Source organism: Citrobacter sp. RHBSTW-00029 (assembly GCF_014104295.1).
Taxonomy (GTDB): Bacteria; Pseudomonadota; Gammaproteobacteria; order Enterobacterales; family Enterobacteriaceae; genus Citrobacter; species Citrobacter youngae.
Map to the genome: position 1 here is coordinate 631,563 of NZ_JABXRT010000001.1, position 22,453 is coordinate 654,015.

Genomic DNA, 22,453 nt, shown 5'->3' on the forward strand with positions numbered 1-22,453 from the left:
GCTAAGTAAGACATGAGACTGACATCAAAAGGGCGTTATGCCGTGACCGCAATGTTGGACGTTGCGCTCAACTCCGAAACGGGCCCGGTACCGTTGGCTGATATTTCTGAACGTCAGGGAATTTCCCTGTCATATCTGGAGCAGCTGTTTTCCCGTTTGCGTAAAAACGGTCTGGTTTCCAGCGTACGTGGACCAGGCGGCGGGTATCTGCTGGGTAAAGATGCCGGCAGCATCGCAGTAGGTGAAGTAATCAGCGCTGTGGACGAGTCTGTAGATGCGACCCGTTGCCAGGGCAAAGGCGGTTGTCAGGGCGGCGATAAATGCCTGACCCACGCGCTGTGGCGCGATCTGAGCGATCGTCTGACCGGTTTCCTCAACAACATTACGTTGGGCGAACTGGTGAATAATCAGGAAGTCCTGGATGTGTCTGGTCGCCAGCATACCCATGATGCTCCACGCACTAATCGTGCTCAAGACGCGATCGACGTTAAGTTACGCGCATAATAAAAGTATTTTAGAATCAGGCCGGGGTGTTACACACCCCGTTAACACGGTCGTACATCCAGCCGGTTGCCTGATTCCTTGCATTGAAGCGATGTACGGAGTTTATAGAGCAATGAAATTACCGATCTATCTCGACTACTCCGCAACCACGCCGGTGGACCCGCGTGTTGCCGAGAAAATGATGCAGTGTCTGACCCTGGACGGAAACTTTGGTAACCCAGCGTCTCGTTCACACCGTTTCGGCTGGCAGGCTGAAGAGGCGGTAGATATCGCCCGTAACCAGATTGCTGACCTCGTGGGCGCTGACCCGCGTGAAATCGTCTTTACTTCCGGTGCGACTGAATCCGATAACCTGGCGATTAAAGGTGCAGCCAACTTTTATCAGAAAAAAGGCAAGCACATCATCACCAGCAAAACCGAACACAAAGCCGTGCTGGACACCTGTCGTCAGCTGGAGCGCGAAGGGTTCGAAGTCACCTACCTCGCCCCGCAGCGTAACGGCATTATCGACCTGAAAGAACTTGAAGCGGCAATGCGTGACGACACCATCCTCGTGTCCATCATGCACGTGAATAACGAAATCGGCGTGGTGCAGGATATCGCGACTATCGGCGAAATGTGCCGCGCACGCGGCATCATCTATCACGTTGATGCGACCCAGAGCGTGGGCAAACTGCCTATCGATCTGAGCCAACTGAAAGTGGACCTGATGTCCTTCTCCGGTCACAAAATCTATGGCCCGAAAGGTATCGGTGCGCTGTACGTGCGTCGTAAACCGCGTATTCGTATTGAAGCCCAGATGCACGGCGGCGGTCACGAGCGCGGCATGCGTTCCGGTACGCTGCCTGTGCACCAGATCGTCGGCATGGGTGAAGCATACCGTATCGCTAAAGCAGAGATGGAAACCGAGATGGCGCGCCTGCGCAGTCTGCGTAACCGTCTGTGGAACGGCGTGAAAGATATGGAAGAGGTGTACCTCAACGGTGACCTCGAGCAGGGCGCACCGAACATTCTCAACGTCAGCTTCAACTTTGTTGAAGGCGAGTCGCTGATTATGGCGCTGAAAGATCTGGCGGTATCCTCCGGTTCTGCATGTACTTCTGCAAGCCTGGAGCCATCCTACGTGCTGCGCGCGCTGGGGATGACCGACGAGCTGGCACACAGCTCAATTCGTTTCTCTTTAGGTCGTTTCACTACCGAAGAAGAGATTGACTACGCCATTAATCTGGTTCGCAACTCCATCGGCCGCCTGCGTGACCTTTCTCCGCTGTGGGAAATGTTCAAACAGGGCGTGGATCTGAACAGCATTGAATGGTCACATCACTAATCGGTACCGATAAGGAGAATTCAGCATGGCTTACAGCGAAAAAGTAATCGATCATTACGAGAATCCACGTAACGTGGGTTCTTTTGACAACAGCGACGAGAACGTAGGCAGCGGCATGGTGGGTGCACCAGCCTGTGGCGACGTGATGAAGTTGCAGATCAAAGTCAACAATGAGGGTATCATTGAAGACGCGCGTTTCAAGACTTACGGCTGCGGTTCCGCTATTGCTTCCAGCTCTCTGGTTACCGAATGGGTAAAAGGGAAATCTCTGGACGAAGCACAGGCGATTAAAAACACCGATATCGCCGACGAGCTTGAACTGCCACCGGTGAAAATTCACTGCTCTATTCTGGCTGAAGACGCGATTAAAGCCGCGATTGCGGATTACAAAAGCAAACGTGAAGCAAAATAATTAAGAGTTGAGGTTTTATTATGTCGATTACCTTAAGCGACAGTGCAGCAGCGCGTGTAAATACCTTCCTGGCAAACCGCGGTAAAGGGTTTGGTCTGCGTCTGGGCGTGAGAACCTCCGGCTGCTCAGGTATGGCCTATGTACTGGAATTTGTTGACGAGCCGGCGGCTGAAGATACCGTGTTTGAAGACAAAGGCGTAAAAGTTGTGGTCGACGGTAAGAGCCTGCAATTCCTCGACGGTACGCAGTTAGACTTCGTCAAAGAAGGTCTGAACGAAGGGTTTAAGTTCACTAACCCGAACGTGAAAGACGAATGTGGATGCGGCGAAAGCTTCCACGTGTAACGCGCTTACTGATAACCCCACCGTGGTCGCCTGCGCGTGGGGTTTGTTTTACCTGACTCTCTGGTTTTGCCTCATCGAACAACAGAGAATCGATGCCCTGAGAATGTTATGGACTACTTCACCCTCTTTGGCTTACCGGCCCGTTATCAGCTCGATACTCAGGCGCTGAGCCTACGTTTTCAGGATCTACAACGTCAGTATCATCCTGATAAATTCGCCAGCGGTTCCCAGGCGGAACAACTTGCTGCGGTTTCGCAGTCCGCTACCATTAATCAGGCCTGGCAAACGCTGCGTCATCCTTTGATGCGCGCCGAATACTTATTGTCTTTACACGGCTTTGACATCCGTAGCGAGCAGCACACGGTGCGCGATACCGCGTTCCTGATGGAACAGCTGGAGCTGCGCGAAGAGCTGGACGAAATTGAACAGGCAAAAGACAGTCAACGTTTAGATGCGTTTATGCAGCGCGTCAGCGAAATGTATAACGTTCGCCATCAATTGATGGTGGAACAGCTGGATAGCGAGACGTGGGACGCGGCGGCAGATACCGTGCGTAAGCTGCGTTTTCTCGATAAACTGCGAAGCAGTGCAGAACAACTCGAAGAAAAACTGCTCGATTTTTAATTTCCGGAAGCGAAAATGGCCTTATTACAAATTAGTGAGCCTGGTCTGAGCGCCGCGCCGCACCAGCGTCGTCTGGCGGTAGGTATCGATTTAGGCACCACCAACTCCCTGGTTGCGACCGTACGCAGCGGCCAGGCCGAAACGCTGGCAGATCATGAAGGTCGCCACCTGTTGCCGTCAGTGGTTCACTATCAGCAGCAGGGTTATTCTGTCGGTTACGATGCCCGCGCCAATGCTGCGCTGGATACGGCAAACACCGTCAGTTCGGTAAAACGCATGATGGGCCGCTCTCTGGCGGATATCCAGGCGCGTTACCCGCATCTGCCATATACGTTCCAGGCAAGCGAAAACGGCTTGCCGATGATTGAAACCGCTGCCGGATTGCTTAATCCGGTGCGCGTCTCCGCTGATATTTTGAAAGCGCTGGCCGCGCGGGCAACCGAATCACTGTCCGGCGAACTGGACGGCGTGGTGATCACCGTTCCGGCTTACTTTGACGATGCACAGCGTCAGGGGACCAAAGACGCCGCGCGTCTGGCGGGCCTGCACGTATTACGTCTGCTGAACGAACCGACCGCAGCTGCGATTGCCTATGGTCTGGACTCCGGTCAGGAAGGCGTGATTGCGGTCTACGATCTTGGCGGCGGTACTTTTGATATTTCTATTCTGCGCCTGAGTCGCGGCGTATTCGAAGTGCTGGCGACCGGCGGTGATTCCGCGCTCGGCGGCGACGACTTTGACCATCTGCTGGCGGATTACATTCGCGAGCAGGCGGGTGTTGCCGATCGTAGCGATAACCGCGTACAGCGCGAACTGCTGGATGCCGCTATTGCAGCGAAAATCGCGCTTAGCGACGCTGATTCTGTAACAGTTAACGTGGCGGGATGGCAGGGTGAAATCACCCGTGAAATCTTTAATGAACTCATTTCCGCACTGGTCAAGCGTACGCTGCTGGCCTGCCGTCGCGCGCTGAAAGATGCGGGCGTGGAGCCGCAGGATGTGCTGGAAGTGGTGATGGTCGGTGGTTCAACTCGCGTGCCATTGGTGCGTGAACGCGTTGGTGAATTTTTTGGCCGTACGCCGCTGACCTCTATTGATCCGGATAAAGTGGTCGCCATTGGTGCGGCAATTCAGGCGGATATTCTGGTCGGCAATAAACCGGACAGCGAAATGCTGCTGCTGGACGTTATCCCGCTGTCGCTCGGCCTTGAAACGATGGGCGGTCTGGTGGAGAAAGTGATCCCACGTAACACCACGATTCCGGTGGCGCGCGCGCAGGACTTTACCACCTTTAAAGATGGCCAAACCGCGATGTCCATTCACGTGATGCAAGGCGAGCGTGAGCTGGTACAGGACTGCCGTTCACTGGCGCGTTTTGCGCTGCGCGGTATTCCGGCGCTGCCAGCAGGCGGCGCGCATATCCGCGTGACCTTCCAGGTGGACGCCGATGGTCTGCTGAGCGTCACCGCCATGGAGAAATCCACCGGCGTTGAGTCCTCAATTCAGGTTAAACCGTCCTACGGTCTGACCGACAGTGAAATCGCCTCCATGATTCAGGATTCGATGAGTTTTGCCGAGCAGGACGTTAAAGCCCGTTGGCTTGCAGAACAGAAAGTCGAAGCGGCACGCGTACTGGAAAGTTTATCCGGTGCGCTGAACGCTGATGCCGCGCTGTTAAGCGCCGCAGAACGTCAGGCTATCGACACCGCCGCCGCGCACTTGAGCGAGGTTGCACAGGGTGACGATGTTGACGCGATAGAACAAGCCATTAAAAACGTAGACAAACAAACCCAGGAATTCGCCGCTCGCCGCATGGACAAATCCGTCCGTAGCGCGCTGAAAGGCCATTCCGTGGACGAGGTTTAATATGCCAAAGATTGTTATTTTGCCTCATCAGGATCTCTGTCCCGATGGCGCAGTTCTGGAAGCTGAGACCGGCGAAACCATTCTTGACGTTGCCCTGCGTAACGGTATCGAGATTGAACACGCCTGTGAAAAATCCTGTGCCTGCACAACCTGCCACTGCATCGTACGTGAAGGTTTTGATTCTTTGCCGGAAAGCACAGAAGAAGAAGACGACATGCTGGATAAAGCCTGGGGACTGGAGCCGGAGAGCCGTTTAAGCTGTCAGGCACGTGTCACCGAGGACGATTTAGTGGTCGAAATCCCACGTTACACAATCAATCATGCACGTGAGCATTAACAGAGGGTAGTATGGGACTGAAGTGGACCGATAGCCGTGAAATCGGCGAAGCGCTGTACGACGCGTTCCCCGATCTCGACCCCAAGACCGTTCGTTTCACCGATCTGCACCAGTGGATCTGTGACCTGGAAGAGTTCGATGATGATCCACAGGCATCGAACGAAAAAATCCTTGAGGCCATTTTGCTGGTCTGGCTGGACGAAGCCGAATAAGTCAACGGGCTGCCCACGGGCGGCCCGTTTTCCTGTATGCGCGAAAATAAGGATAAATAAAATGACAGAAGCCATGAAAATTACGCTTTCCACGCAACCCGCCGATGCCCGCTGGGGTGAAAAGGCGACATACAGCATTAATAATGACGGTATTACCCTGCACCTGAACGGAAAAGATGACCTCGGCCTTATCCAGCGCGCCGCCCGTAAAATTGACGGCCTGGGTATTAAACATGTCCAACTGGATGGTGAAGGCTGGGATACCGAACGTAGTTGGGTGTTCTGGCAGGGCTACAAAGGACCAAAAGGCACCCGCAAAGTTGAGTGGGCCGCTCTGGATGAGGCGCAGCGCAAAGAGCTGGATAACCGCCTGAAAATTATTGACTGGGTGCGCGATACCATTAACGCCCCGGCAGAAGAGCTGGGCCCGGAACAGCTGGCGCAACGCGCAGTAGACATGCTGTGCTCTGTTGCCTGCGATAACGTCTCTTACCGGATCACTAAAGGCGAAGATCTGCGCGAGCAGAACTACATGGGATTGCATACCGTAGGTCGTGGCTCTGAACGTCCTCCGGTACTGCTGGCGCTGGATTACAATCCAACTGGCGATAAAGAAGCGCCGGTTTATGCCTGTCTGGTTGGCAAGGGAATTACCTTTGATTCCGGCGGATACAGCATCAAGCAAAGCGCATTTATGGACTCGATGAAGTCTGATATGGGCGGTGCAGCAACGGTGACCGGCGCGCTGGCGTTCGCCATCACCCGTGGCCTGAACAAGCGTGTGAAGCTGTACCTGTGCTGTGCGGATAACCTGATCAGCGGCAACGCCTTTAAGCTCGGTGATATTATTCACTATCGCAACGGTAAAAAAGTTGAAGTAATGAATACCGATGCCGAAGGACGTCTGGTACTGGCCGATGGCCTGATTGACGCCAGCGCGCAAAAACCAGAATTGATCATTGATGCTGCCACGTTGACTGGCGCGGCGAAAACGGCACTGGGCAACGATTACCACGCGCTGTTTAGCTTTGATGATCAACTGGCTGCTCGCCTGCTGGCAAGTGCGGCGCAAGAAAACGAACCGTTCTGGCGTCTGCCGTTGGCAGAGTTCCACCGTAGCCAGCTGCCGTCTAACTTTGCCGAGCTGAATAATACCGGCAGCGCGGCTTATCCGGCGGGTGCCAGCACTGCGGCGGGCTTCCTGTCCCATTTCGTGGAAAACTATCAGCAGGGCTGGCTGCACATCGACTGCTCTGCAACCTATCGCAAAGCGCCGGTTGAGCAGTGGTCTGCGGGCGCAACCGGTCTGGGTGTGCGCACGATTGCCAACCTGCTGACCGCGTAATTTATGACTGTATGGCCGGATAGCGTTTTGCGCATTCGGCCTACACGTACTCATCCAATTTGTGGTTCTTATGTCTGAAACAAAAAACGAATTAGAAACCCTGCTGGAGCAAGCGGCGACAGAGCCTGCGCATCGTCCGGCATTTTTCCGTACTTTACTGGAGTCTACCGTCTGGGTGCCGGGTACTGCCGCAGAAGGCGAGGCGGTGGTTGAAGACAGCGCCCTCGATCTTCAGCACTGGGAAAAAGAAGACGGCACCACCGTGATCCCGTTCTTCACCTCCCTGGAAGCTCTGCAGCAGGCGGTTGAAGATGAGCAGGCATTTGTCGTCATGCCAGTGCGTACATTGTTTGAAATGACGCTCGGCGAAACGCTGTTTCTCAACGCGAAACTGCCGACCGGCAAAGAATTTATGCCGCGTGAAATCAGCCTGCTGATGGGGGAAGAGGGGAATCCGCTCAGCACCCAGGAAGTACTGGAAGGCGGTGAATCGCTGATCCTCTCTGAAGTCGCTGAACCTCCGGCGCAGATGATTGACTCGCTGACTACGCTGTTTAAAACCATTAAGCCGGTAAAACGCGCGTTTCTCTGCTCAATCAAAGAAAGCGCGGAAGCCCAGCCGAATCTGCTGATTGGTATTGAAGCGGAAGGGGATATTGAAGAGATCATCCACGCTGCGGGCAGCGTCGCGACCGATACACTGCCGGGTGATGAACCCATTGACATCTGCCAGGTGAGGAAAGGTGAGAAGGGCGTGAGCCACTTTATCACTGAGCACATCGCACCGTTCTACGAACGTCGCTGGGGCGGTTTCCTGCGCGACTTTAAACAGAACCGGATTATCTAAGTGAAGGAAAGCCGCCCCGAAAGGCGGCTACCTGGCTTACTTGCCCTGGGCGCTGAGCGTCACGCGTGCAGAATTACCTGAGTAACTCCGATCCCCGTGAAGACACAATGCACCAGATACAACAAGCACGATACAGAAGTACCGTATCTTCATTGCGCGGTCCATGCGAAGACCGCATCACGACAGCACCACTGGCGATCATGCCGTGATAGCAAGCACTACGATGTGCCTGCGCTTACGGCCATGAAAAGTCCTTTCCCAAGACCAGTGCCCGCTTGCGAGGCGGCGAAAAGGGCCACGGAGGATAATACCTCATATACTGAATAATTTTGCAGCTAATCAACTTGACTTTTTCTCCCTTAAAAGGGAGTATTAATTCGCTACGATGTGCCTGCGTTGCTATGGCAACACAGCCTGCTGGAAAGGCCGCGAACCGGACCAGCACAAAAAAACCGCTCATTTGAGCGGTTTTTTTGTGGACGAAAAAGATGAATAAATCAGATTTTATTTAGCCTCAGATGGTTCTACCGGTAAATCGTTGCGAGCACCCCACTCGCTCCATGCGCCGTCATACAATGCGACGTTAGAAACGCCCAGCGTGGCAAGTGCCAGCACCACGACGGCAGCCGTTACGCCGGAGCCGCAACTGGCAATAATAGGGCGGTCAAAGCTCACGCCGTGGCTGAAGAAAATAGCATCCAGTTCATCGGTGGTTTTCAGTTCGCCGTCACGAACCAGCTCTGTCCAGGGTACGTTAAGCGCACCCGGCACATGACCACGTTTCAGACCTGGACGCGGCTCATCAACTTCGCCATTAAAACGCGCAGCCGGACGGGCATCGACGATCTGCGCCGTTTTTTCATGACTGGCCAGCAGTACATCGGTAACGCGCACTACTGCGTCAGGCGTATAGGCCACGTTAAATTCACCCTCAGGTAAATCCTCATCGCCTTCCTTGAGCATTAGATCATCGCGCTTCCAGCCTGCCAGACCGCCCGCCAGAATGGAGACATTTTCGACGCCAAATGTCCGCAGCATCCACCATGCGCGTGGCGCGGAAAACAGATTACCGTCATCGTAGATAACCAGATGCTTATCTTGATCAACGCCCAGCTCGCGCATCGCAACGGCAAAAGCTTCCGGGCGCGGCATCATATGCGGTAGCGGTGAGGTATGATCTGAAAGCGCTTCAATATCAAAAAAGACTGCGCCAGGAATATGGCCCGCACGATACTCCTCGCCAACATCGCGATCTTCCTGTCCTGGAGGTGCCATCCGGGCATCAAGAATTTGTATTTCCGGGTCGTCAATGTGTTCGGCAAGCCAGTCGGCAGCGACAAAGAAGGCGGTGGTCATAGGCATCTCCATTTTTACCAGGTTTTGGCAAATTGTCGGATGTTTACCGTAAAGCGACAAGTAAAACAGGCTGATTTGTCAGGTGAATCCACATTAATCACTAAAATTAAGACAACGTTGTTCAGTTACTGACTTCCACCGCCGGAAATCTGACGCATAATAGTTGTTCTACGTAGCTAACGGGCCACTACGGCCAGGGATGAAAAATGAAACATTTACGCGTAGTGGCCTGTATGCTGATGTTGGCGCTGGCGGGGTGCGATAATAACGATAAGCCGTCGACGACGGCAAAAAATGATACGCCCGCCCCACAGACCACGCCGGCAAAAGATCCGGCGCAATTACAAAAGCTGATGCAGCAAAGCCAGGGCAAGCCGTTGACGCTGCTGGATGCCTCAGAACTCCAGTTGGATGGTGCGGCGACGCTGGTGCTGACTTTTTCTATTCCTCTCGATCCTGAACAAAATTTTTCTCGCGTACTGCACGCTGTCGATAAAAAAAGCGGCAAAGTGGATGGGGCCTGGGAGCTGGCGCCAAACCTGAAAGAGCTGCGCTTACGCCATCTCGAACCTAACCGGGAACTGGTCGTTACCATTGAGCGTGATTTGCTGGCGCTGAATAAAGCGACGTTCGCTATTGATTATGAAAAAAACATTACCACTCGCGACGTCCAGCCAAGCGTAGGGTTTGCCAGTCGCGGCTCGCTGCTGCCGGGAAAAGTGATTGAAGGGCTGCCGGTGATGGCCCTTAACGTCAACAGCGTGGATGTGAACTTCTTTCGCGTGAAGCCCGAGTCGCTCGGTGCATTTGTCAGCCAGTGGGAATATCGTAATTCGCTGTCAAACTGGGAGTCAGACAATCTGTTGAAAATGGCGGAACTGGTTTATACCGGGCGCTTTGACCTTAATCCTGCGCGCAATACCCGCGAGAAACTGCTGCTGCTGCTTAGCGATATTAAGCCGCTACAGCAGGCGGGCGTTTACATTGCGGTGATGAACCAGGCCGGGCAGTACAACTATAGCAATGCCGCCACGCTGTTCACGCTCAGCGATATTGGTGTGTCTGCGCACCGTTATCATAACCAGTTGGATGTCTTTACGCAGAGTCTGGAAAATGGCGCTGCGCAGCAGGCTATTGAGGTCACCTTACTCAATGAGAAAGGGCAGACGCTGGCGCAGGCGACCAGCGATGCGCAGGGACACGTGAAGCTCGAGACGGATAAAGATGCCGCCTTATTGTTGGCCCGCAAAGATGGGCAAACCACGCTGCTGGACCTGAAGCTCCCGGCGTTGGATCTGGCTGAATTTGATATTGCCGGTGCACCGGGATACAGCAAACAGTTCTTTATGTTCGGTCCTCGTGACCTCTACCGTCCTGGCGAAACGGTGATCCTCAACGGATTACTGCGTGACAGCGACGGCAAAACATTGCCCGACCAACCGGTGAAGCTGGAAGTCGTGAAACCCGACGGACAGGTATTACGCTCGGTAGTTAGCCAACCGGAAAACGGCCTGTACCGTTTTAGCTGGCCGCTGGACAGCAGCGCGCCAACCGGCATGTGGCATATTCGTGCCAATACTGGCGACAACCAGTCGCGGATGTGGGATTTCCACGTCGAGGATTTTATGCCGGAGCGGATGGCGCTTAACCTCGCCGCTAGTAAGATGCCGGTGGAGCCAACTGATGAAGTGAAGTTCTCGGTGGTGGGCTACTACCTGTACGGCGCGCCCGCCAACGGCAATGCGCTGCAAGGCCAGCTTTATCTGCGTCCATTGCGGGATGCGGTACAGGCGTTACCGGGCTTCCAGTTTGGGAATATCGCCGAAGAAAACCTTTCCCGCAGCCTCGATGAAGTTCAGCTTACGCTGGATGACCACGGACGCGGCGAAGTGACCACCAACAGCCAATGGCAGGAGACGCATTCGCCGTTACAGGTGATCCTGCAAGCCAGCCTGCTGGAGTCAGGTGGCCGCCCGGTGACGCGTCGGGTTGAGCAAGCCATCTGGCCTGCGGATACGCTGCCGGGTATTCGTCCGCAGTTTGCGGCAAAAGCTGTCTATGACTACCGCACCGATACCACCGTGAATCAGCCTATCGTTGATGAAAACAGCAACGCCGCTTTCGACATTGTGTATGCCGATGCGCAAGGCGAGAAAAAAGCGGTGTCGGGTTTGCAGGTGCGTTTGATCCGCGAGCGACGAGATTATTACTGGAACTGGTCTGAAGGCGAGGGCTGGCAATCACAGTTCGATCAAAAGGATCTGGTTGAAGGTGAGCAGACTCTGGATCTTAAGGCCGATGAAACCGGTAAAGTCAGCTTCCCGGTTGAGTGGGGCGCCTATCGTCTGGAAGTGAAAGCCCCTAATGATGCGGTGAGCAGCGTACGCTTCTGGGCCGGTTATAGCTGGCAGGATAATAGCGACGGCAGTGGGGCTGTGCGTCCCGATCGCGTGACGCTGAAACTGGACAAACCCAGCTATCGTCCCGGTGATACCATGAAGCTGCACGTTGCCGCTCCCGCTGCTGGCAAAGGTTATGCGATGGTGGAATCCAGCGAAGGCCCGCTGTGGTGGCAAGAAATAGACGTACCGGCGGATGGTCTCGATATCTCCATCCCAATCGATAAAACCTGGAATCGCCACGATTTGTATCTTAGTGCGCTGGTGGTTCGTCCTGGCGACAAGTCCCGTTCGGCAACGCCAAAACGTGCGGTCGGTTTACTGCATTTGCCGTTAGGTGACGAAAACCGTCGTCTGGCGCTGGCGCTGGAAAACCCGTCGAAAATACGTCCAAACCAGCCGTTGACCGTCAAGATTAAAGCCAGCGTCAAAAATGGCGACGTACCAAAACAGGTTAACGTGCTGGTCTCTGCCGTTGACAGCGGAGTGCTGAATATTACCGATTACGCCACGCCGGATCCGTGGCAGGCGTTTTTCGGGCAAAAACGCTATGGCGCGGATATTTATGATATTTACGGCCAGGTGATCGAAGGGCAAGGACGCCTGGCGGCGCTGCGTTTTGGTGGTGATGGCGATGAATTAAAACGCGGTGGTAAGCCACCGGTTAATCACGTCAATATCGTGGCGCAACAGGCGCTGCCGGTCACGCTTAATGAGCAGGGCGAAGGTACGGTGACGTTACCTATCGGTGATTTTAACGGCGAGCTGCGGGTGATGGCGCAAGCCTGGACGGCGGATGACTTTGGCAGCAGCGAAAGCAAGGTGATTGTTGCCGCGCCAGTAATTGCTGAACTGAATATGCCGCGTTTTCTGGCGGGAGGCGATACCTCGCGCCTGACGCTGGACGTGACTAACCTGACTGACAAACCGCAAACGCTGAATATTAAGCTCGCGGCCAATGGTTTACTGGAGCTGATGGGGCAAGATCCCGCGCCGGTAAATCTGGCGCCAGGCGTAAGGACTACGCTGTTTATTCCGGTGCGCGCGCGGGAGGGGTTTGGCGATGGCGAAATTCAGGCAAAAATTAGCGGTCTGACTTTACCGGGTGAAACGCTGCCTGTTCAGCATAAACAGTGGAAGATTGGCGTGCGTCCGGCGTTCCCGGCGCAAACCGTTAATAACGGTGTCGCACTTCAGCCGGGCGCAAGCTGGCAACTTCCGGGCGAAGAACTGACGAATTTCTCTCCAGCGACGATGCAGGGACAACTGCTGTTCAGTGGTAAACCGCCGCTGAATCTGGCGCGCTACATCCGTGAACTGAAAGCTTACCCTTACGGTTGCCTTGAGCAAACGGCGAGCGGGTTGTTCCCATCCTTATACACCAACGCTGCGCAATTGAAGGCGTTAGGTATTGTAGGCGACAGCGATGAAAAACGTCGCGCGGCAGTCGATATTGGGATTTCCCGTTTAGTGCAGATGCAGCGTGATAACGGCGGTTTCGCGCTGTGGGATAAAAACGGGTCGGAAGAGTACTGGCTGACCGCGTATGTCATGGATTTCCTCGTCCGGGCAAATGAACAGGGCTACAGTGTCCCGGTAGAGGTGATTAACCGGGGCAACGAGCGGCTACTGCGCTATTTGCAGGATCCGGGCATGATGTCGATTCGCTATACCGACGACTCTTCAGCAAGCCGGTTTGCCGTACAAGCCTACGCCGCGTTGGTTCTGGCGCATCAGCAAAAAGCTCCGCTCGGCGCATTGCGTGAGATCTGGGAGCGTCGTGCGCAAGCAGCCTCTGGTTTACCGCTGTTACAACTGGGGATCGCGCTGAAAAACATGGGCGATGCCAACCGCAGTGAACAGGCGTTGACGCTGGCCCTGAATACACCGCGCCGCAATACGCAACAGTGGATGGCGGATTACGGCAGTGCGTTACGGGATAACGCGTTGATGCTGGCCTTACTCGAAGAGAACAAGATCAAACCTGACGTGCAGAATACGCTGCTGAACACGTTGTCAGAACAGGCCTTTGGACAGCGCTGGCTCTCGACTCAGGAAAATAATGCGCTGTTCCTTGCCGCGCGTACGTTACAGGATTTGCCTGGTACGTGGCAGGCGCAAACGTCACTCTCTGAACAACCGTTAGCCGGGGAGAAATCACAGACGCGTAATCTGGATGCCGATGCGCTGTCTACGCTGAGCGTGAACAATACCGGTAATCTGCCTCTGTGGTTGCGTCTGGATGTGAGCGGTTATCCGCAAACCTCGCCAACGCCTGTCAGCAACGTTTTGCATATTGAGCGTCAGATCCTGGGGCTCGACGGGAACAGCAAATCGCTGGATTCTCTGCGCAGCGGCGAACTGGTGCTGGTCTGGCTGGAGGTGAAAGCCAGCCAGAACGTACCGGATGCGTTGGTGGTCGACTTACTGCCAGCGGGCCTGGAACTGGAAAACCAGAATCTGGCCAACGGCAGCGCCAGCCTGCAGGACAGCGGCAGCGAAGTGGCGAATCTGCTCAATCAGATGCAGCAGGCGGATATCCAGCACGTTGAGTTCCGTGACGATCGCTTTGTCGCCGCGGTGGCGGTTAACGAAGGACAGCCGGTGACGCTGGTGTATCTGGCGCGGGCGGTAACGCCGGGGACCTATCAGGTTCCTGTGCCGCAGGTGGAGTCAATGTATGTTCCGCAGTGGCGCTCGACCGGTGCGACAGAGGGACTGTTGATTGTCAGACCGTAAATGATGCGCGGGTTGGGTAAACGCGGCTGTTGGTTCCGGCTGGCAGCCGTTGCTCTACTGCTTGCGGCGGCGGTTTGGGTGGCAGATAAAATCTGGCCGCTGCCGCTTCACGAAGTCGATCCGGCGCGTGTCGTGGTGGCCTATGATGGTACGCCGCTCTGGCGCTTCGCCGATGCGGATGGTATCTGGCGGTATCCGGTAACGATTGATGAGGTGTCGCCCCGCTACCTTGAGGCGTTAATTAACTACGAAGACCGCTGGTTCTGGAAACATCCTGGTGTTAATCCTTTTTCAGTACTGCGCGCGGCATGGCAAGACCTCTCCTCTGGGCGTGTGGTTTCGGGCGGCAGTACGCTCACCATGCAGGTCGCACGATTACTCGATCCCCATCCGCGAACCTTCGGCGGCAAGTTTCGCCAGCTCTGGCGCGCATTGCAGCTGGAATGGCATCTCTCCAAACGCGACATCCTGACACTGTATCTCAACCGTGCGCCGTTCGGCGGTACGCTGCAGGGCGTGGGGGCGGCAAGCTGGGCTTATCTTGGTAAATCACCCGCGCAATTGAGTTATTCCGATGCCGCGCTGCTGGCCGTGCTGCCGCAGGCACCGAGCCGCCTGCGCCCGGATCGCTGGCCGGACCGCGCTGAAGCGGCGCGTAATAAAGTGCTCGAACGTATGGCGACCCAGGGCATTTGGCCTGCCAGACAGGTGCAGGAGTCGCGTGAAGAACCGGTCTGGCTGGCGCCCCGGCAAATGCCGCAGTTAGCACCGTTATTCTCGCGTATGATGCTGGGAAAAAGCCGAAGCGATAAAATCGTGACTACCCTTGATGCCGGATTGCAGCGTCAACTGGAAGAGCTGGCGCAAAACTGGAAAGGGCGCTTACCTGCGCGCAGTTCGCTGGCGATGATTGTGGTCGATCACACCGATATGAGCGTGCGTGGCTGGGTCGGCTCGGTAGATATGAATGACGACTCCCGTTTTGGTCATGTGGATATGGTGAATGCGATCCGTTCGCCGGGCTCGGTGCTAAAGCCGTTTGTTTATGGTCTTGCGCTGGATGACGGACTCATTCATCCGGCTTCATTGTTGCAGGATGTACCGCGGCGAACCGGGGATTATCGACCAGGGAATTTTGACAGCGGTTTTCATGGCCCGGTGAGCATGAGCGAAGCGCTGGTGCGCTCGCTGAATTTACCCGCCGTGCAGGTACTCGAAGCCTATGGCCCGAAGCGTTTTGCCGCATCGTTACGTAACGTCGGCTTACCGCTGTATCTTCCCGCAGGGGCCGCACCGAATCTGTCGCTGATTTTAGGTGGTGCGGGGGCAAGGCTGGAAGATATGGCCGCAGCGTACAGCGCCTTTGCCCGCCAGGGAAAAGCGGGAAAACTGCGTCTGCAGCCAGACGATCCGCTGCTGGAACGTCCGTTGATGTCGGCGGGCGCGGCGTGGATTATTCGCCGCATTATGGCTGACGAAGCGCAACCGCTGCCGGATAACGCGCTGAGCCGCGTGGTGCCGTTGGCGTGGAAAACGGGCACCAGCTATGGCTATCGCGATGCGTGGGCGATTGGTGTTAACGCCCGTTATGTGATTGGCATCTGGACCGGCAGGCCAGACGGTACGCCGGTGGTGGGACAGTTTGGTTTTGCCAGCGCCGTGCCGTTGCTCAATCAGGTCAACAATCTTTTGCTCTCTCGCGGGACAAATCAGCCGGAAGATCCACGCCCTGAATCCGTGAGTCGCGGTGTGGTGTGCTGGCCGGGCGGGCAATCTCTTGCCCCCAGTGACAGCAACTGCCGTCGCCGTCTGGCAACCTGGTTACTGGATGGCAGTCAGCCGCCAACGTTATTATTGCCCGAGCAGGAAGGGGTTAATGGCATTCGTTTTCCTGTCTGGCTGGATGATGATGGCAAACGTGTGGCGGCGGATTGCCCCCAGGCGCACGAGCAAACGTTAATCGTCTGGCCGTTGCCGCTGGAGCCATGGTTACCGGAGTCAGAGCGCCGTGGGGCAAGGCTACCGCCGGTTTCTGCCACGTGTCCGCCGCTGGGACAGGATGCTTCGCAGCCGTTGCAGTTGACAGGCATTCGTGATGGCGCGATTGTGAAGCGTTTACCCGGTTCTGCTCAAGCCTCATTGCCGGTGCAAACCAGCGGTGGGAGCGGTGAACGCTGGTGGTTTCTTAACGGTGAAAGGCTGGATGAACGCGGACGTCGTCTTACGCTACGGCTGGCGACTAAAGGGGATTATCAACTGCTGGTGATGGATGACGCCGGACAGGTGGCGGCGGTGAGATTTTCGTTGCAGTAGACCAGTTGGTTACTGTTTGTTGCTAAAATTCATCTTATTTTAAAGAAATGTTATCTTCGTCAATAGTCAATTGCCGGGATGCTCTTTATAATCCGCGCCAGGTAAACCACAACAAAACATCTTTTTCAGAGGTAATCATGGCTATTGAACGTACTTTTTCCATCATCAAACCAAACGCGGTGGCAAAAAACGTTATTGGGAGCATCTTTGCGCGCTTTGAAGCAGCAGGGTTCAAGATTGTCGGTACTAAAATGCTGCACCTGACCGTTGAGCAGGCACGCGGCTTCTACGCCGAGCATGATGGCAAGCCGTTCTTTGACGGTCTGGTTGAATTCATGACCTCTGGTCCGATCGTTGTTTCTGTGCTGGAAAGCGAAAATGCCGTACAGCGCCACCGCGATCTGCTGGGTGCAACCAACCCGGCAAATGCGCTGGCAGGTACGCTGCGCGCAGATTACGCTGACAGTTTTACTGAGAACGGCACCCATGGTTCTGACTCCGTTGAATCTGCGGCGCGTGAAATCGCCTATTTCTTTGGGGAAGGCGAGGTTTGCCCGCGCACTCGCTAATCTCCCGCGTCTTTCACGTTGCAGATGCGTTGGCTGCATTCGTTTACCCCGGTCACATAGTTTTCTATGCTCCCGGGGATGCTTGAACTTGCCGCCTTCCTGCGACGTGAAATCCTTTGGAGATGAATTAGCGATTTACATATTATTTTCGCTAATGCTTCGTGCAAACGTGGCATCCCTGCGCCAGACTTTGTACAATGCAACGCCCCGGAAGAGCAGATCGCTTGCCGGGGCGTTTCTTTTTAACCCTCCACGGGCCACAACGTGTAACAACGAGGCCGGAAAAAATTATGTCTGAATTAGTTAACACCTCTGAAGTCGTCATTCCTGCGGTTCCAAATAAAAATGGAAAAATTAACCTGCTGGATCTGAACCGTCAGCAAATGCGCGAATTCTTCAAAGAGATGGGCGAAAAACCGTTTCGTGCCGATCAGGTCATGAAGTGGATGTACCACTATTGCAGCGACAACTTTGATGACATGACTGACATCAATAAGGTGCTGCGTAACAAGCTGAAAGAAGTGGCTGAAATTCGCGCCCCGGAAGTGGTGGAAGAGCAGCGCTCCTCTGACGGTACGATCAAATGGGCCATCGCGGTTGGCGATCAGCGCGTAGAAACCGTGTATATCCCGGAAGACGATCGCGCCACCCTGTGTGTTTCTTCACAGGTCGGTTGCGCATTAGAGTGTAAATTCTGCTCTACGGCGCAGCAGGGCTTTAACCGTAACCTGCGAGTGTCGGAAATCATTGGTCAGGTCTGGCGTGCGGCGAAAATCGTCGGCGCGGTGAAAGCAACGGGCGTGCGTCCTATCACCAACGTGGTGATGATGGGGATGGGCGAGCCGCTGCTTAACCTGACCAACGTCGTTCCGGCGATGGAAATCATGCTGGACGACTTTGGTTTTGGGCTGTCCAAGCGTCGCGTTACGCTGTCCACTTCGGGCGTTGTCCCTGCGCTGGATAAACTGGGCGATATGATCGACGTCGCGCTGGCGATTTCTTTGCATGCGCCAAATGATGAAATTCGTGACGAAATTGTACCTATCAACAAAAAGTACAATATCGAAACGTTCCTCGGGGCTGTGCGCCGTTATCTGGAGAAATCCAATGCGAATCAGGGCCGTGTGACCATTGAGTATGTGATGTTAGATCACATCAATGACGGCACTGAGCATGCTCATCAGCTGGCAGAACTGCTGAAAGATACGCCGTGTAAGATCAACCTGATCCCGTGGAACCCGTTCCCGGGCGCGCCGTATGGTCGCAGCTCCAACAGCCGTATCGATCGTTTCTCCAAAGTGTTGATGAGCTATGGTTTCACCACCATCGTGCGTAAAACACGAGGCGATGACATCGATGCAGCCTGCGGTCAGCTGGCGGGCGACGTTATTGACCGTACCAAGCGTACTCTGCGTAAGCGTATGCAGGGTGATGCTATCGACATCAAGACCGTTTGATGTTGAGTGCACTACGGTATAATTCATGTACCGTAGTGCAACGTAAACCAGATGAGGTTCTTTGTTGTTGTCGTCAGGTCAATAATAACGGTGCGTTTTTGTCGACTTTAAGGCAGTATGTAACGGCGCAACAAGCGTTTAGCCCTCAGGTTTACGCTGTTTTGTCATTGATGGTCTGACGGTTTTATACTGTCTGACGAAGGTTAACTGACCAGATGTTTCGCGGTGTGGGTGAGCATTGTGGCTCGCCGGCATCAGAACCCAAATATTACGCAGCTGTAGCGAATGAATACTGAAGCCACGCACGACAAAAATGAAGCACTCTCCACCGGCGTTCGTCTGCGCAATGCCCGTGAACAACTCGGATTCAGCCAACAGGTGGTCGCGGAACGACTCTGCCTGAAGGTTTCCACGGTACGCGATATTGAAGAAGATAAGGCACCAGCCGATCTCGCTTCAACATTCCTGCGCGGGTATATCCGTTCTTATGCGCGTCTGGTGCATATTCCTGAAGAAGAACTGTTGCCAGGGCTGGAAAAACAGGCTCCGATTCGTCCTGCCAACGTCGCACCGATGCAAAGTTTTTCGCTCGGTAAGCGTCGTAAGAAACGCGACGGCTGGCTAATGACCTTTACCTGGCTGGTACTGTTTGTCGTTGTCGGACTGACCGGTGCCTGGTGGTGGCAGAACCATAAAGCGCAGCAGGAAGAGATCACCACCATGGCCGATCAATCCTCTGCTGAGCTGAATGCTGGTAAAGATAACGCACAGAGTGTGCCACTGGATACCAGCGCCTCTGCAAGCCAGGACAGTACACCGGCTCCGGATGATGCCGCTCAAACGCCGGATACCGCAGCGACTCCGGCTTCTGGCGCAGATCAAAACGCCGTTGTGGCTCCGTCTCAGGCCAATGTTGATACTGCAGCGACCACACCCACTGCACCGGCGACAGCGGCACCGCTGCCGACTGACCAGGCTGGCGTCACTACACCGGCTGGCGATCCTAACGCGCTGGTGATGAATTTCACCGCTGATTGCTGGCTGGAAGTGACCGACGCAACCGGTAAAAAACTGTTCAGCGGCATGCAGCGTAAAGATGGCAATCTGAATCTGGTCGGTCAGGCGCCATATAAACTGAAAATTGGCGCTCCGGCGGCAGTGCAGATTCAGTTCCAGGGTAAACCTGTCGACCTGAGTCGTTTTATCAGAACTAACCAGGTTGCGCGTCTGACCGTTAATGCCGAACAATCACCGGCTCAGTAACAGACGGCAATGCGGGAGATTTTTTAATGCATAACCAGGCTCCAATTCAACGTAGAAAATCGACACGCATTTACGTTGGGAACGTGCCGATCGGCGATGGCGCGCCCATCGCCGTACAGTCGATGACCAATACGCGTACCACGGATGTGGAAGCGACGGTTAATCAGATTAAAGCGCTGGAACGCGTAGGCGCAGACATTGTTCGTGTCTCTGTACCGACAATGGATGCTGCAGAAGCGTTCAAGCTTATCAAACAGCAGGTTAATGTCCCGCTGGTTGCCGATATTCACTTCGACTATCGTATCGCGCTGAAGGTGGCGGAATACGGCGTTGATTGCCTGCGTATCAACCCAGGTAATATCGGTAATGAAGAGCGTATTCGCATGGTGGTGGACTGCGCTCGTGATAAAAACATTCCTATCCGCATCGGCGTCAACGCCGGATCGCTGGAAAAAGATCTGCAGGAAAAATACGGTGAACCGACGCCGCAAGCGCTGCTGGAGTCCGCAATGCGCCATGTGGATCACCTCGATCGTCTGAACTTCGATCAATTCAAAGTCAGCGTTAAAGCGTCTGATGTTTTCCTTGCCGTAGAATCCTATCGCCTGCTGGCGAAACAGATCGATCAACCTCTGCATCTGGGGATCACCGAAGCCGGTGGCCTGCGTAGCGGCTCGGTAAAATCCGCGATCGGTTTAGGATTGCTGCTGTCTGAAGGGATCGGCGATACGCTGCGCGTTTCTCTGGCGGCCGATCCGGTAGAAGAGATCAAAGTTGGCTTCGACATCCTGAAATCGCTGCGCATTCGTGCGCGTGGCATCAACTTTATCGCTTGCCCAACCTGCTCGCGTCAGGAGTTTGACGTTATCGGTACAGTGAACGCGCTGGAGCAACGTCTGGAAGATATTATTACGCCAATGGACGTTTCGATCATCGGTTGTGTGGTAAACGGCCCTGGCGAAGCACTGGTTTCCACGCTGGGCGTGACGGGCGGCAACAAGAAAAGCGGCCTGTATGAAGACGGCGTGCGTAAGGACCGACTCGATAACGACGACATGATCACGCAGCTCGAAGCCCGTATTCGCGCCAAAGCGAGTATCCTCGACGAAGCGCGACGCATTGACGTGCAGCAGCTTGAAAAATAATAACGTGATGGGAAGCGGCGTGCTTCCCGTGTATGATTGAACCCGCATGGCGCCCGTATTATCCGGGTTAGCGCTGAGGGTTCATTTTTATATCCATAAAGAGAATAAACGTGGCAAAAAACATTCAAGCCATTCGCGGCATGAACGATTATCTGCCTGGCGAAACCGCCATCTGGCAGCGCATTGAAGGCACTCTTAAAAACGTGCTCGGCAGCTACGGTTACAGTGAAATCCGCTTGCCGATTGTAGAGCAGACCCCGTTATTCAAACGCGCGATCGGTGAAGTCACCGACGTCGTTGAAAAAGAGATGTATACCTTTGAGGACCGCAATGGCGACAGCCTGACCCTGCGCCCTGAAGGCACTGCGGGCTGCGTACGCGCCGGCATCGAACATGGTCTCCTGTACAATCAGGAACAGCGTCTGTGGTATATCGGGCCGATGTTCCGCCACGAACGTCCGCAAAAAGGACGCTATCGTCAATTCCATCAACTGGGTTGCGAAGTGTTTGGCCTGCAAGGCCCGGACATCGATGCTGAACTCATTCTGCTGACCGCCCGCTGGTGGCGTGCGTTGGGGATTTCTCAGCATGTCAGCCTTGAGCTGAACTCCATTGGGTCGCTTGAAGCCCGTGCGAACTACCGCGATGCGCTGGTCGCTTATCTGGAACAGTATAAAGATAAACTGGACGAAGACTGTAAGCGGCGCATGTACACCAACCCACTGCGCGTGCTCGACTCCAAAAACCCGGAAGTACAGGCGCTGTTGAACGACGCGCCTGCGCTGGGCGACTATCTGGATGACGACTCGCGCGAGCATTTTGCGGGCTTGTGCAAACTGCTGGAATCCGCAGGTATTGCCTACACCGTCAATCAGCGTCTGGTTCGTGGTCTTGATTACTACAACCGCACCGTATTTGAGTGGGTCACCACCAGCCTGGGCTCACAGGGTACCGTCTGTGCAGGTGGCCGTTATGACGGTCTGGTAGAGCAACTTGGCGGCCGCGCAACGCCGGCCGTAGGCTTTGCCATGGGCCTGGAACGACTTGTTTTGTTAGTTCAGGCAGTTAATCCGGAATTTAACGCCGATCCTGTTGTCGATATATACCTGGTCGCTTCGGGGGCAGACACGCAGTCGGCGGCAATGCGGCTTGCAGAACGTCTGCGCGATGAAGTTCCTGGTGTGAAACTGATGACAAACCACGGCGGCGGCAACTTTAAGAAACAGTTTGCCCGCGCCGATAAGTGGGGCGCTCGCGTTGCACTGGTACTGGGTGAGTCCGAAGTGGCTGACAGTACCGTTGTAGTGAAGGATTTGCGCTCTGGTGAGCAAACGGCAGTAGCGCAGGATAGCGTTGCCACGCATTTGCGCACTCTACTGGGCTAAGGAGAAGGA

General features: G+C 54.8%; 19 protein-coding genes. 17 read left to right on the forward strand and 2 right to left on the reverse strand.

Annotated features, from left to right (window positions below):
- Positions 1–12 precede the first annotated feature (12 nt).
- The 10 genes from iscR (at position 13) to sseB (ending at position 7,818) form a co-directional block, all read left to right on the forward strand.
- Complete coding sequence (iscR, locus tag HV041_RS03030) at positions 13–504, forward strand: Fe-S cluster assembly transcriptional regulator IscR (RefSeq protein ID WP_003037674.1); 492 nt, start codon at positions 13–15, stop codon at positions 502–504.
- Positions 505–616: 112 nt separating this feature from the next.
- Complete coding sequence (gene iscS / locus HV041_RS03035; RefSeq protein ID WP_121584912.1) at positions 617–1,831, forward strand: cysteine desulfurase; 1,215 nt, start codon at positions 617–619, stop codon at positions 1,829–1,831.
- Between the two features lie 25 nt (positions 1,832–1,856).
- Complete coding sequence (iscU, locus tag HV041_RS03040; protein WP_002913991.1) at positions 1,857–2,243, forward strand: Fe-S cluster assembly scaffold IscU; 387 nt, start codon at positions 1,857–1,859, stop codon at positions 2,241–2,243.
- Positions 2,244–2,263: 20 nt separating this feature from the next.
- Positions 2,264–2,587, forward strand: a complete 324-nt coding sequence (gene iscA / locus HV041_RS03045; protein ID WP_003037681.1) for an iron-sulfur cluster assembly protein IscA — start codon at positions 2,264–2,266, stop codon at positions 2,585–2,587.
- Positions 2,588–2,695: 108 nt separating this feature from the next.
- On the forward strand, positions 2,696–3,211 hold the full coding sequence (gene hscB, locus HV041_RS03050; protein WP_003838436.1) for a co-chaperone HscB: 516 nt from the start codon (positions 2,696–2,698) through the stop codon (positions 3,209–3,211).
- A gap of 15 nt (positions 3,212–3,226) precedes the next feature.
- On the forward strand, positions 3,227–5,077 hold the full coding sequence (gene hscA, locus HV041_RS03055; RefSeq protein WP_115601662.1) for a Fe-S protein assembly chaperone HscA: 1,851 nt from the start codon (positions 3,227–3,229) through the stop codon (positions 5,075–5,077).
- A 1-nt stretch (position 5,078) separates the two neighbouring features.
- The gene (gene fdx / locus HV041_RS03060) at positions 5,079–5,414 is read left to right on the forward strand and encodes an ISC system 2Fe-2S type ferredoxin (RefSeq protein ID WP_003037690.1); all 336 of its coding nucleotides are present in this window, start codon (positions 5,079–5,081) and stop codon (positions 5,412–5,414) included.
- 11 nt (positions 5,415–5,425) lie between these two features.
- Positions 5,426–5,626 (forward strand): Fe-S cluster assembly protein IscX, encoded by a 201-nt coding sequence (gene iscX / locus HV041_RS03065; protein ID WP_003037694.1) that lies wholly within the window; start codon positions 5,426–5,428, stop codon positions 5,624–5,626.
- A gap of 61 nt (positions 5,627–5,687) precedes the next feature.
- Positions 5,688–6,971 carry an aminopeptidase PepB gene (pepB, locus tag HV041_RS03070; RefSeq protein ID WP_121584911.1) on the forward strand — a complete coding sequence of 428 codons (1,284 nt, stop codon included), beginning with the start codon at positions 5,688–5,690 and terminating at the stop codon, positions 6,969–6,971.
- A gap of 70 nt (positions 6,972–7,041) precedes the next feature.
- On the forward strand, positions 7,042–7,818 hold the full coding sequence (sseB, locus tag HV041_RS03075; RefSeq protein WP_003037698.1) for an enhanced serine sensitivity protein SseB: 777 nt from the start codon (positions 7,042–7,044) through the stop codon (positions 7,816–7,818).
- A gap of 36 nt (positions 7,819–7,854) precedes the next feature.
- On the opposite strand, the gene timP is transcribed toward sseB, so the two are convergent.
- A complete protein-coding gene (timP, locus tag HV041_RS24965) occupies positions 7,855–7,983 on the reverse strand; it encodes a small toxic inner membrane protein TimP (protein WP_342672938.1) in 129 nt (42 codons plus the stop codon).
- Positions 7,984–8,322: 339 nt separating this feature from the next.
- Entirely contained in the window at positions 8,323–9,174 is an 852-nt protein-coding gene (gene sseA, locus HV041_RS03080) for a 3-mercaptopyruvate sulfurtransferase (protein WP_071697608.1), read from the reverse strand.
- A 206-nt stretch (positions 9,175–9,380) separates the two neighbouring features.
- Here sseA and HV041_RS03085 point away from each other — a divergent pair, with 206 nt between their 5' ends.
- The 7 genes from HV041_RS03085 (at position 9,381) to hisS (ending at position 22,444) form a co-directional block, all read left to right on the forward strand.
- Positions 9,381–14,312, forward strand: coding sequence for an alpha-2-macroglobulin (locus HV041_RS03085; protein ID WP_165712732.1), 4,932 nt, complete (start codon positions 9,381–9,383; stop codon positions 14,310–14,312).
- Positions 14,313–16,625, forward strand: coding sequence for a peptidoglycan glycosyltransferase PbpC (pbpC, locus tag HV041_RS03090; protein ID WP_165712730.1), 2,313 nt, complete (start codon positions 14,313–14,315; stop codon positions 16,623–16,625).
- A gap of 137 nt (positions 16,626–16,762) precedes the next feature.
- The gene (gene ndk / locus HV041_RS03095) at positions 16,763–17,194 is read left to right on the forward strand and encodes a nucleoside-diphosphate kinase (protein WP_003037710.1); all 432 of its coding nucleotides are present in this window, start codon (positions 16,763–16,765) and stop codon (positions 17,192–17,194) included.
- A 290-nt stretch (positions 17,195–17,484) separates the two neighbouring features.
- The gene (locus tag HV041_RS03100) at positions 17,485–18,651 is read left to right on the forward strand and encodes a bifunctional tRNA (adenosine(37)-C2)-methyltransferase TrmG/ribosomal RNA large subunit methyltransferase RlmN (protein WP_003037713.1); all 1,167 of its coding nucleotides are present in this window, start codon (positions 17,485–17,487) and stop codon (positions 18,649–18,651) included.
- 285 nt (positions 18,652–18,936) lie between these two features.
- The gene (rodZ, locus tag HV041_RS03105) at positions 18,937–19,914 is read left to right on the forward strand and encodes a cytoskeleton protein RodZ (RefSeq protein WP_121584907.1); all 978 of its coding nucleotides are present in this window, start codon (positions 18,937–18,939) and stop codon (positions 19,912–19,914) included.
- Positions 19,915–19,940: 26 nt separating this feature from the next.
- Positions 19,941–21,059 carry a flavodoxin-dependent (E)-4-hydroxy-3-methylbut-2-enyl-diphosphate synthase gene (ispG, locus tag HV041_RS03110; protein ID WP_040233471.1) on the forward strand — a complete coding sequence of 373 codons (1,119 nt, stop codon included), beginning with the start codon at positions 19,941–19,943 and terminating at the stop codon, positions 21,057–21,059.
- A 110-nt stretch (positions 21,060–21,169) separates the two neighbouring features.
- Positions 21,170–22,444 carry a histidine--tRNA ligase gene (gene hisS, locus HV041_RS03115; RefSeq protein ID WP_121584906.1) on the forward strand — a complete coding sequence of 425 codons (1,275 nt, stop codon included), beginning with the start codon at positions 21,170–21,172 and terminating at the stop codon, positions 22,442–22,444.
- The last annotated feature ends 9 nt before the right edge of the window (positions 22,445–22,453 follow it).